Origin of the sequence: Flavobacterium olei, assembly GCF_039749035.1 — a bacterium.
GTDB lineage: Bacteria > Bacteroidota > Bacteroidia > Flavobacteriales > Flavobacteriaceae > Flavobacterium > Flavobacterium olei.
This window is the reverse complement of sequence record NZ_JBDKWC010000002.1, coordinates 122481-134680: the sequence shown is the minus strand read 5'-3', so window position 1 is coordinate 134680 and position 12200 is coordinate 122481. Positions and strand designations below refer to the sequence as shown.

The 12200-nt window shown below is 35.2% G+C and carries 11 protein-coding genes and 2 tRNA genes; 5 read left to right on the top strand and 8 right to left on the bottom strand.

Going from position 1 to position 12200, the window contains the following annotated elements; genetic code table 11:
- Nucleotides 1-484: 484 nt before the first annotated feature.
- From ABEB31_RS04535 to ABEB31_RS04500, 8 genes are all read right to left on the bottom strand, one after another.
- The gene (locus ABEB31_RS04535; protein WP_347050157.1) at nt 485-733 is read right to left on the bottom strand and encodes a GIY-YIG nuclease family protein; all 249 of its coding nucleotides are present in this window, start codon (nt 731-733) and stop codon (nt 485-487) included.
- A gap of 143 nt (nt 734-876) precedes the next feature.
- Nucleotides 877-1125 carry a GIY-YIG nuclease family protein gene (locus tag ABEB31_RS04530; protein WP_347050156.1) on the bottom strand — a complete coding sequence of 83 codons (249 nt, stop codon included), beginning with the start codon at nt 1123-1125 and terminating at the stop codon, nt 877-879.
- 143 nt (nt 1126-1268) lie between these two features.
- On the bottom strand, nt 1269-1517 hold the full coding sequence (locus ABEB31_RS04525) for a GIY-YIG nuclease family protein (RefSeq protein ID WP_347050155.1): 249 nt from the start codon (nt 1515-1517) through the stop codon (nt 1269-1271).
- A gap of 141 nt (nt 1518-1658) precedes the next feature.
- Nucleotides 1659-1907 carry a GIY-YIG nuclease family protein gene (locus ABEB31_RS04520; RefSeq protein ID WP_347050154.1) on the bottom strand — a complete coding sequence of 83 codons (249 nt, stop codon included), beginning with the start codon at nt 1905-1907 and terminating at the stop codon, nt 1659-1661.
- Between the two features lie 69 nt (nt 1908-1976).
- Nucleotides 1977-2050: transfer RNA gene (locus ABEB31_RS04515), tRNA-Asp, on the bottom strand.
- A gap of 438 nt (nt 2051-2488) precedes the next feature.
- Nucleotides 2489-2562 (bottom strand) — tRNA-Asp (locus tag ABEB31_RS04510).
- Between the two features lie 86 nt (nt 2563-2648).
- Nucleotides 2649-3575 carry a DUF58 domain-containing protein gene (locus ABEB31_RS04505; protein WP_347050153.1) on the bottom strand — a complete coding sequence of 309 codons (927 nt, stop codon included), beginning with the start codon at nt 3573-3575 and terminating at the stop codon, nt 2649-2651.
- Nucleotides 3572-6148 (bottom strand): M1 family aminopeptidase, encoded by a 2577-nt coding sequence (locus ABEB31_RS04500; RefSeq protein WP_347050152.1) that lies wholly within the window; start codon nt 6146-6148, stop codon nt 3572-3574. Before ABEB31_RS04500 ends, ABEB31_RS04505 begins: the two co-directional genes overlap by 4 nt.
- Nucleotides 6149-6332: 184 nt before the next feature.
- Here ABEB31_RS04500 and ABEB31_RS04495 point away from each other — a divergent pair, with 184 nt between their 5' ends.
- The 5 genes from ABEB31_RS04495 (at nt 6333) to ABEB31_RS04475 (ending at nt 12135) form a co-directional block, all read left to right on the top strand.
- Nucleotides 6333-6650, top strand: coding sequence for a hypothetical protein (locus ABEB31_RS04495; RefSeq protein ID WP_347050151.1), 318 nt, complete (start codon nt 6333-6335; stop codon nt 6648-6650).
- Nucleotides 6651-7028: 378 nt separating this feature from the next.
- The gene (locus ABEB31_RS04490) at nt 7029-7955 is read left to right on the top strand and encodes a DUF4625 domain-containing protein (protein ID WP_347050150.1); all 927 of its coding nucleotides are present in this window, start codon (nt 7029-7031) and stop codon (nt 7953-7955) included.
- Between the two features lie 15 nt (nt 7956-7970).
- Nucleotides 7971-8441 carry a DUF4625 domain-containing protein gene (locus ABEB31_RS04485; protein WP_347050149.1) on the top strand — a complete coding sequence of 157 codons (471 nt, stop codon included), beginning with the start codon at nt 7971-7973 and terminating at the stop codon, nt 8439-8441.
- A gap of 9 nt (nt 8442-8450) precedes the next feature.
- A complete protein-coding gene (locus ABEB31_RS04480) occupies nt 8451-10865 on the top strand; it encodes a TonB-dependent receptor (protein ID WP_347050148.1) in 2415 nt (804 codons plus the stop codon).
- 49 nt (nt 10866-10914) lie between these two features.
- On the top strand, nt 10915-12135 hold the full coding sequence (locus ABEB31_RS04475) for a hypothetical protein (protein ID WP_347050147.1): 1221 nt from the start codon (nt 10915-10917) through the stop codon (nt 12133-12135).
- Nucleotides 12136-12200: the final 65 nt, after the last annotated feature.

Genomic DNA, 12200 nt, shown 5'->3' with positions numbered 1-12200 from the left:
TTTTAAGTCTCGTTCCTGAAACGAGAGGACTCGAACCCGTCTCGTCCGAAAAGACGAGATGACAGGCATGTATTATAACCAACTTAGACAATCTCTTTATTACTTCTTGATAATTAATGTTTCTAATGATTTTCTATTTAGTTATTTTAATCTCAACTATTCAATTAATGCTTCTTTCTTAGTTTCAAATCCTTTGGAATATACTACTTCCCAAGGTCCTTTATTTGAAGTATATCTGCTTTTATTATCATTATGATACATAATCTCTGAGAAATATTCTCACTAAAACCTTTGTAATAAACATCAAAAGTTTTTGAATAAATAATATACACGTAGAACATACTTAGACCTAATTATAAAACAAAAAAAATACCTTTCCGTTAAGAAAGGTATTTTAAAAAATTTAAGTCTCGTTCCTGAAACAAGAGGACTCGAACCCGTCTCGTCCGAAAAGACGAGATGACAGGCATGTATTATAACCAACTTATACAATCTCTTTATTAATTAATGCTTCTAATGATTTTCTATTTAGTTTTTTTAATCTCAACTCTTCAATTAATGCTTCTTTCTTAGTTTCAAATGCTTTGGAATATACTAATTCCCAAGGTCCTTTATTTGAAGTATACCTGCTGTTATTATCATTATGATACAATAATCTCTGAGAAATATTCTCACTAAAACCTTTGTAATAAACATCAAAAGTTTTTGAATAAATAATATACACGTAGAACATACTTAGACCTAATTATAAAACAAAAAAAAATACCTTTCCGTTAAGAAAGGTATTTTAAAAATTTAAGTCTCGTTCCTGAAACGAGAGGACTCGAACCCGTCTCGTCCGAAAAGACGAGATGACAGGCATGTATTATAACCAACTTAGACAATCTCTTTATTTATTAATGTTTCTAATGATTTTCTATTTAATTTTTTTAATCTCAACTCTTCAATTAATGCTTCTTTCTTAGTTTCAAATGCTTTGGAATATACTAATTCCCAAGGTCCTTTATTTGAAGTATACCTGCTGTTATTATCATTATGATACAATAATCTCTGAGAAATATTCTCACTAAAACCCTTGTAATAAACATCAAAAGTTTTTGAATAAATAATATACACGTAGAACATACTTAGACCTAATTATAAAACAAAAAAAATACCTTTCCGTTAAGAAAGGTATTTTAAAAAATTTAAGTCTCGTTCCTGAAACAAGAGGACTCGAACCCGTCTCGTCCGAAAAGACGAGATGACAGGCATGTATTATAACCAATTTAGACAATCTCTTTATTAATTAATGCTTCTAATGATTTTCTATTTAGTTTTTTTAATCTCAACTCTTCAATTAATGCTTCTTTCTTAGTTTCAAATGCTTTGGAATATACTAATTCCCAAGGTCCTTTATTTGAAGTATACCTGCTTTTATTATCATTATGATACAATAATCTCTGAGAAATATTCTCACTAAAACCCTTGTAATAAACATCAAAAGTTTTTGAATAAATAATATACACGTAGAACATAGTTAAGTCTAATTAAACAAAAAAAAATACCTTTCCGTTAAGAAAGGTATTTTAAAAAATTTAAGTCTCGTTCCTGAAACAAGAGGACTCGAACCCGTCTCGTCCGAAAAGACGAGATGACAGGCATGTATTATAACCAATTTAGACAATCTCTTTATTAATTAATGCTTCTAATGATTTTCTATTTAGTTTTTTTAATCTCAACTCTTCAATTAATGCTTCTTTCTTAGTTTCAAATCCTTTGGAATATACTAATTCCCAAGGTCCTTTATTTGAAGTATACCTGCTTTTATTATCATTATTATACAATAATCTCTGAGAAATATTCTCACTAAAACCTTTGTAATAAACATCCAAAGTTTTTAAATAAATAATATACACGTAGAACATAAAAAAACGTTAGGATATAAACAAAAAAAAATACCTTTCCGTTAAGAAAGGTATTTTAAAAAAACTAAGCGGTCTGGACGGGACTCGAACCCGCGACCCCATGCGTGACAGGCATGTATTCTAACCAACTGAACTACCAAACCCACTGCTTATTGTGAGTGCAAAAATACAATAGAAGTTTGATTTTGCAAGGGTTTTAGCGAATAAAAATCAATAAAATTTTAATGAGCTATATTCCAATATTTTAAAATTCTGCGTTTCAATCAAAAAACAAGAATTTTCTGTTTTTTTTAACCGCACGGCACGCAAAGTTAAAAAAACAAAGGTTCGCAAAGTCATATAAAAACTTTGCGAACCTTTGTGTAAATCTTTGTGTGCTTTGCGGTAAAAATATTTGCTTTCAGGAAAAACCAAATAGTCTTAAATCAAAAAAGCCATCCACAAAGTGGAAAGCTTTTCATTGGTCTAACTACTAAACCGAGCTGAGAGTTACAAATTCTCAGCAAAACAACACAACTAATCTTAGATACCGTATTTGGGCAAAAAAGCCTTTCTGTTAAGAAAGGCTTTTCCCAATATTGCGGTCTGGACGGGACTCGAACCCGCGACCCCATGCGTGACAGGCATGTATTCTAACCAACTGAACTACCAAACCTCTGCGTTATTGCGGTTGCAAAGATAGTACAGAATTTCATTTCTGCAAGTGTTTTTATAAAAAAAAATATTTTTTTCTAAAAATAATTATCCAAAGTTTTGTTTTTCAACCAGATAAGTAGTTAATATTTTTTCAAAATTGTCGCCCACATTTACCGGAACGTACTTAATTTGGTTCTTTGCACAGGTCAGCGCAAGGTTTTTAAAGTACTCCTCCACCCTATTTTCATAAGCTGTTTTTACATTGTCTGCAAAAATCGAAACTTCTTCTCCCGACTCCAGGTCTATAAATTTCCTTGGCGTATTGTCAAAGTCAAATTTCATTTCGGTTTGATGGTCCACTACATGAAACAAAACCACTTTATGTTTGTTGTGTTTTAAATGCTGTAAAGCGTTAAACAGCTTTTCATCGTCTTCCGTCTGAAACATATCGGTAAACAAAATTATCATAGACCGACGATGCATTTTCTCTGCAATCTGATGCAGGTACGTAATCGTATCGGTAGTTTTTTTAACTTTTGGCTGTTCTAATAATTGTTCCAGTTTATTCAGAAGCATTCTGTGGTGGCGATCACTTCCTTTTTCAGGCGAATAATATTCGTAGGTATCCGAGAAAACACTTAATCCAACGGCATCGCGCTGTTTCTTTAAGATATTCATTAAAACCGCCGAAGCCAAAACCGAAAAACCTATTTTCTTTTCGTAAAATGGCTGACCCGATCTGAGTTCAGGATAATGCATAGACGACGAATTGTCTACAATTAGGTGGCAGCGCAAATTGGTTTCTTCTTCAAAACGTTTCGTATACAAACGATCGGTTTTTGCAAATAATTTCCAGTCGATATGCTTGGTGCTTTCGCCTGCATTATACACTTTATGTTCGGCAAATTCGGCCGAAAATCCATGAAACGGACTTTTGTGCATGCCCGATATAAAACCTTCCACAACCTGATTCGCCAGCATTTCAAGATGCTGAAAACTCGAGACTTTCTCTATTTCCGACTCAATTTTCATTCGGTTTCTTTTTTAATATTTTGTGCTTTATAAAGCAAATCGGTTGCCTGAAACAATTTACGTTTCAGGATTGGACTAAAATTAGGGTTTTCTTTTAAGAAACGCTGTACTTCATCAAAAGCATATTTCGACGAATATTTTCCAATTGTATTGTCCAGCCAGTCTTTCGGAAAGAAAATATCTCCCGTTCGCTGGATTTCTTCTGTCAAATCTAGTGAAAATCTAATATATTTCTGCGCACTTTCCTGACGAAGCGGATGATGAATATTTGAAAGCGCCGCAGAGACCCAGGATTCTTTTTCGCGATTCGCATCGTCTTTTAAAGATTCCATAAACGCATTTCGTACCGATTTGTCTTTAGATAACGACGGAAGCAGAAACTCAAAACGTTTTACTTTATCGGGATTTGTAATTGCATTTTTAGCTTTAATCAAAATTTCATCTGCTTTTGCATGTTTAAAAATTGCGAGATTCATTGCCATATTCGTATAATCGTCTTCGTTCAGTTTCAAATTCGGAATCACAATTTCTTTATTCCAAACTTGATATAACTTGTTTTTTCCCGAACCTGAATAAGCAATTGAACTGAATAAACCAAATAACGTCTTTTTAATATTGGCAGATAAATTGGCCTGTAAACGACTATAGAGAATCTCTTGAAGCTGGTTCTGAAATTTATTTTGTTGGTTCTCTGTGAAAAATCTCCAATAAATTGTGTTCAGATTATTCGATGCAATTCGTAAAACCAGTTCGTTTTCTTCCGTCTGGACTCCTTTAATAAAACAATTAAAAGCGTTCTCCGGCGAAATATTTCCAATCAACGTATTTTCATATAGATTGCTGTATGCAGAAGCCCTTGCCACCTCATCTTTTAAACTGGCGATATAATTTAAATTAGTACCGTCAAGCGGAAAGACACCGTATCCAAAACCATTATAATTGTAAACTACAGCGAGTGGTTTTTCAAGTCCTTCAGCTTCTTTTAAAAATAGATTTTTAGCGGTAAAATTAACGTTTAAGGTTTTTACTTGATTTGCGTAGACCAAACCAATCTCAAACACCTGAGGCCAGATGTTTTCTGAACCATCCTCTGCTTTTTGCTGAATCTCAAACTTTTTGATTTTATTTTGAGAATCATATTTTATCTGATCTGTAAAAATGGCTCTCCCCGATTTATTCACCCAGACTTCGCTCCATTTCTTCATATCGAGCGGCGTTTCGGCATCGAGAATTTCTACCAGATTATTCCAGTCGGCATTGTCGTTGGCGTATTTCTTAATGTACTTTTCAATTCCTTTCTGAAAAGCCTCTTTTCCCATAGACGCTTCTAACTGCCGCATCATTATCGGCGCTTTATTGTAAATGATAGCACCATAAAGCGAACCCGCATCTTTTAAATTGTCAAGATTTTGTTTTATCGGATGTGTTCCCAAAGACCGGTCTTCCGCGTAAGCGCTGCCATAATGCGCCGTAAAAAATTGCAGATTATGATTGACTTTCGGGAAAATCGGATTCATAATTTTATCTGCCATAAAATTGGCAAAAACCTCTTTCATCCACACATCATCAAACCATTTCATGGTTACAAAATCGCCAAACCACATGTGGGAGGTTTCGTGCGCGATGAGTTTTGCTCTGTTTAATTTTTCGCTGTCTGTGGCGCTGTTATCTAAAAACAAAGAAGATTCTCTGTATTGAATTGCGCCAACATGTTCCATTCCGCCATATTGAAAAACGGGAATGGAAGCGAAATCCAATTTCTGAAAAGGAAATTTATAATGGGTATATTTTTCTAAAAAATCCAGTGATTGCTGATGCAAATTGAAAATTGTATCGGTACTTGCTTTTATTTTCTCAGGATTATTTTCGCGATACAACATCGTCATATCTCCCGAAGTCCCGGGACCAGGTTTTTGCGTAACACTTTTGAATTTTCCCGCTGCAAACGAAAACAAATACGTGCTCATTTTATCGGTTTCTCCAAAATTATAAGACGTAAAATCACCTTTTTCTGTTTTATTTTTGACTTCGGCTCCAGCCAAAACTGCCCATTCTTTTGGCACAGAAAGACTTAGTTTATAAGTTGCTTTTATATTCGGCTGATCAAAACAAGGAAATAAAGTACTCGCACGATCCGGCACTAATAAAGTGTAGAGAAAATCATCGTTTCTGTTTAAAGATAAATTTCCGGCAATAAAGGAAATTTCAATTTTGTTTTTGCCTGAAATCAGCTCTTTTGAAGCAATAACAATATGACCTTTTTCATGTACAATGGCGATCTTTTTTCCGTTGGCAGAGATCGATTGCAAATTGGCAGACTTCTCTTTAAAATCCAGATATAAAGGCTGTTTTAAATCGGTTAAAACCAAATTTAAAACTAGTTGAGAATGAATATTTTCATTTTTGTGATTCGGAATTTCAAATGAAAGCTCATAATTTACAGCAGAAATTTGATGCTTTCTATAAAGCGCCATTTGTTGCGAAACACCTTCCGTAAGAAGATTTTCTTTTGACTGAGAAAATCCGATGGGAATGAGGACAAAAAATAAAAGAAAGCTGTAGAACATTTTCATTGGGAGAATATAAGATGTGCTAAAATAGCAAAACGGTTGATTTTCTGCAAACAATTACTGCAACAGCATTGCATTTAAAAATAAGATTTCTATATTTGCAACAACATTGCATTAGCGTGTCTAAAAATGTACAGAAGAAGTAACTTCACGAATGAAAAAGAAATTTAAAATTTTAAATCTTTTAATGCCATTAATTGTATTGTTTGCAATACTTTTTCCGGCTGTGCATTCGTACGAGCATATTTTAGACACTAAGCTTTGTAAGGAGAAAACAGAATTTTCGATTTCAGAAAAACCGCAATTTAAGGCTAAACTGCATTCTTTTCATAAATGCTCTATCTGCGATTTTAAATTTAGTGCAGTGGGAACATTCGATTTTCCCGTTTTTCAATTATTTAAAAACATTGCAGCTGTAAAACATATTTTATTTTACAGCAAACAATATTTTGTACTTTTTAAAGGCTCTCTTTTTTCACTTCGGGCCCCACCTTTTACCCTATAATATTTTTTTTGTGTCCCAGAATGAGTCCTGTTCTGATGAATTTTAATTTACAGTATTGATAGGTCTGTATCATTGAAATTCCTCTATTGATATAGCTATCATAAGTGTATTTAAATCAAAATACTGTTTTCAGTTTAGGCCTTTAATTCAAAAAGAAGCTGTTGTTCTTGTATAAGATCCAACATTTGGCTTCTGCTTCTCATTCACAAAAAATTCATATTCCAATTCTATTTTTTGCATTTCAGCTAAACTCTTTAACGTGTTTTAGCCGAAAACAGGCTGCTTTTTTCTGTCGCACAGATTTTAAACGGCCTGTAAAAATCTCGTTCGTAATCTTAAAAATTCCTTATAAAAATGATTCAAATCAAATCAGAAAAAATGAAAACAACTCAACTAATTCTGGCTTCTGTTTTTGCCGCACTTGCATTCTCCAGCTGCAGCAACGACGATAACGACTCTGCTCTGTGGAAGGCTGTTCCCACAATTGATAAGGTCGAGCTGGGCCTTGGCAATAATGAAACCGCAACAATTGGACAGGATTTCCATTTTAATGCAGAAGTAACTGCAGGAGACAAAATCGAAAATGTACAGGTAAAAATTGTTCAAAAAAGCAGTGAAACTTATTCTAAAGTCTGGTCGCACGAAGTTACATGGACGCAATATGCAGATGCAAAAAATGCAACAGTTCATAAACATTTTGACATTCCGGAAGATGCTGCCGAAGGAAAATATGATTTTATCATTATTGTAAACGACAAAAACGGAACAAAACTCGAGGTAAAGAAAAACCTAACGATTTACAAACTTGAAAATCTTCCTGTAAAACCGATTGTCTCGATATTGACTGTTTTTTTAAATGATAATTTTCTATACAGAAAAGGTCAATTTTCTGATCCTGATGCAAAATTCAAAAACAATGACCGTTTCAGTTCACAGGTAACTATGGACGGAATAAAAGGTGACGGAATTATGTATGTGCTGTTAATCAATAAAAATGCAAAACACAATCCTGAAAGTGTAGACCAGATTGATTTTAGCAAAGTAATCGTGTACGATGTGTTAGAACATAAAAACATAGCACAAACCGGCGGATTCTCAAATGTAGAGTGGAATGGCACGACTGTTACAAGAGACTTCCCGATAATGACTATTGGTGCTGCAAAAGACAATAATGTACCTGTTGCACAGGATTTAATTGCAAATAAGGCATGGGCAACCGGTAATTACACCTACCTGATTTTATATAAAAACACCACTTACAACATCAATTTTTCGCAGGCCGTGGAGCTTCCTTTTGCTCTTTAATAAAAATCATAAAAAATGAAAAATATAAAGTTTCTATTGGGCATTTTTGCTTTTGCCCTTTTTTCTTCCTGTTCAGGTGACGACGCAGAAATCGACATTGAATATCCTGTTATTGATATTTCCAGTACGAATGCATTTCCAATCCAATGCTCTACATTGACGCGCGGGCAAACGATCACTTTCAAAGCCGTGTTTACAGATAATGTGGCTCTGGGGTCTTACAGTTTAGACATTCACCACAATTTTGACCATCATACGCACAGTACAGAAGTGGTAAGCTGTGAAATGGAGGCGGTTAAAAAACCAGTAAAGCCACTCCTTTTCATTAACAATTATACTATTCCTGAGAATGTAAAAAGTTACGAAGCAACAGCTCAAATCACTATTCCTGCAGATGTGGATCCGGGAGATTATCATTTCATGATCCGTCTAACCGACAAGGAAGGCTGGCAAACACTTAAAGGTTTAAGTATTAAAATTTTATAAAACAGATTAATGAAGAATGCCCCAATCCTTTTTTGGAAATATTGCTTTTTACCAATTGTTTTTTTGCTGATTTCGACGATCTCTTTTTCTCAGACAAAACTATCGGGAAGCGTTTTTACTCCTCAAAACCAACCATTAGAAGGTGCTGTTGTGACTTTGTACCCCTCCAATAAAACAGTTTTGACGGATAAAAATGGCTCCTTTTTCTGGAATGAAATTCCTTTGGGCACAAATCGCTTAAGGGTCAGCTTTTCAGGTTTTGCTTCGGAAGAAAGAGAACTTAGAGATTTTTCGAAACCGCTTATCCTCATTTTAAAACCTGAAATAAAAGAACTTAATGAAGTTCTGGTCAGTGGCAACTATATTGATAAACTGAAAAAAGAAGAATCGCTGAATATTGAAATTGTGAATAGCAATTTTATACAGCGCAACCTTGGCGGAAGTTTTATGCAATCTTTGCAGCGACTGCCGGGTATTAAGACTATTTCAATTGGTTCCGGAGGTTCAAAACCACTTATTCGGGGTTTGAGCTTTAATCAGGTTATTGTGGTCGAAAATGGTTTAAAGCACGAGGGCCAGCAATGGGGCGCCGATCATGGTTTAGAAATTGATCAATACGCGGTTAATCGCGTCGAAATTATAAAAGGGCCTTCTTCATTTATCTACGGATCTGATGCCGTGGGTGGCGCGATCAACATTAAACCGCTTGCTCTTCCTTCAAAAAATACTTTTGGCGGAAGCGTGGATCTTGTCGGAAAAAACAATAACGCACAGTTTGGAAGTTCTCTTAATTTGTTCGGAAGAAATGAAAACTGGTTCTTTGATACCCGCGTGACAATGATGGATTATGGGGATTATCGTGTTCCAGCAGATATGGTTTATGTCTACAGTTATGCAGTGCCTTTATACAAAAATCATTTACGAAACACGGCCGGACGTGAACTGGATTTTCATTTCAGCACAGGATATTCAGGCGAAAATTTAAAGTCGGTTTTCTATTTCAGCAATGTGTATTCTAAAAGCGGATTTTTTGCAAATGCACACGGACTTGAACCCAGAAATGTAAATATGGAATTACACGACAAGTCGAGTCGTGATATTTTAATGCCATACCAACAGGTTAATCATTTAAAGGTTAGCAATACGACTTCTTTTCGGCTAAGAAATCATTCTTTTGAAACGCAGATCGGATTTCAGAAGAACTTTCGTAGAGAATGGAGTCATTACGTTAATCACGGTTACATGCCTGCTATTTATCCGGAGGACATGTATGCGCCGCAAGATCTGGAACGTCAATATGATAAAGACGTCTGGTCGTTTTCTGTTAAGGATGAATTTGCGATTAATCGTCATCAAATTACAGTTGGAACCAACGTCGCTGCGCAGGAAAATACGATTGGAGGATGGAGTTTTCTGATTCCTTCTTTTTCGCAGTTTAATGCCGGCGTATTTGTTTACGACAAATATGAACTGAATGACGAGTGGTTTGTAAATGGGGCACTGCGCTATGATTTTGGAAAAATTAAAATGAAATCTTATTACGACTGGTTCGAAAGTCCGGTTGCTGACAACGATTCTGCACAAACGGATTTTTTACAGCGTTCCCTGGACCTGACCAAAACTTTTGACAGTTTTACCTGGTCGGCCGGCGTCAATTACAATCCCGGAAAACTTTCGCTTAAAGCGAATTTAGGATCGAGTTTTAGAATGCCTATCGCGAAAGAACTGGCTTCAAACGGAGTAAATTATCATTATTTCAGATTTGAAAAAGGAAATCCGAATCTGGATGCAGAACGTTCTTATCAATTGGATTTGGGAATGGAATGGCAACAGCAAAACTGGACTTTTCAATTGACACCGTTTGTAAATTATTTTCCCAATTTTATTTATCTCAATCCGACTTCTGGCCATGATATGTATTACGGTGCAGGAAATCAGGTTTTTGAATACGAGCAAAGCAAGGTCTTGCGTTATGGTGCAGAATTACAAACGAGATATTATTTTATAAAATCTTTAAGCGCAGAAATTGCAGCAGAATATCTTTACTCGGAACAAAAATCAGGAAATAAAAAAGGATATACACTTCCGTTTTCGCCACCGCCTTCTGTTTTGCTTGGACTGAATTACGAACCTCAGATTCCATTTTTAAAAGACGCCTATTTTTCTGTTGATTATCGCCTTACAGGAAAACAAAATTATATTGTTCCGCCGGAAAAGAAAACCGACGAAAGTCATGTTTTTAATCTCGCTTTGGGAACAAAACTTAAAACCGGGAAACAAGACATCAGCATAAGCGTTCAGGTTCAAAATTTATTCAATACAAAATACTTAAATCATACGAGCTTTTACCGTTTAATCGAACTTCCGGAAGCCGGCCGGAACATTATTGTATCGATGAAGTTTCCGTTTTCGGTTTCACGATAATTACCACAATCAAATCGAATTATTTACACATTTTAAAACCATTACTACAATGAAAAACAATTTTTACAAACTGCTTTTTTTATTTACAATTTCCGTTTTTGCTGTTTCTTGCAGCAACGACGACGACAATCATGACGATCATGATCACGACGAAACGTCAGAAGAACACACTTACGTGAGAATTTTACTTTCTGATGAAAAAACAACAGAACTGACTCTTTTTAATCCGCATGAAGACAAGATTAGTTCTTTTACAGCCAAATTCCCGAAATCGTCTTTGTACACTACAGAATCGGGACGTTTTGCAGGAATTATTCACAGAGATAATAATTTTACAGAAACATTTGACAGCGGACTCGAAATGCACGGCGATCACGTGGATGTGGATGACGTACCAAAATTTGGTCTTTTGGCAGGAAGTTCTTTAAAACCAACGCATTTTAAAAGTAAAATTGGCGAAATCCTGACTTTTAATGACGGAGACGGAACGCTTTCTGTTGGAAAAGAAGGAGATGTAAACAAGGCTGGTGCTACTTTTAAAACTATAAATGCTGGTTTATTGGCACACCATGGTGCAATGGCAACTTTTACAAATGGTACTTATGCTATTACCGTAAAGGACAATTCGGTTACAGGAACGCTGCCTGAAAAAGTAAAAATTATCGACAACTCCGGTAAAACTCTTTTTGATGCTAAAATTGCAACAACAGGAATTCACGGAAATGCTTCTGACGGAGTTTACGCAGTTTTTGGTTCTGCAAGCGGTATTTTGGTTGTAGAAAGCAATGGAAACCAAAAATTAATCGCGCATCCTGAAGATTTTGGAACTGCATGGTTTGGCAGCATTTTAGAAACTGCTTCTGCAGGAAAATTTATTGGATACACAGCTGCAAAAGGCGCTTATCTAATTGATGTTGTAAACAGTACGGTTAAACCAATTGTTCAGAGTACAGCAATTATGCAATGTAAAGTAAGTTACGATCATAAGAAACTGGCTGTGCTTTTACATTCGGGAGAATTTAAACTTTACAATTTAGGCAGTTTGCAGGTAGAAAAAGAAGTTAAAGCTACAACAGAAACTGCAACAGATGCCACTCTAAAACCACAAATGGCAGTTACAGACCGATTTGCTTATATCACTTCTCCAACGACCGGAGAATTATTGCAGGTAAATCTTTCATCACTGGCAATTAAGAAAACAAAGGTTTCTGCTACGCCTTACATGATTACAGTTGTTGGTCATGAAAACAGCGATAGCCATAATCATTAATTTATTTTAATGTTTAATTTAAAAAGCAGAACTCTCATAAAAAAGGGTTCTGCTTTTTTTTAAAA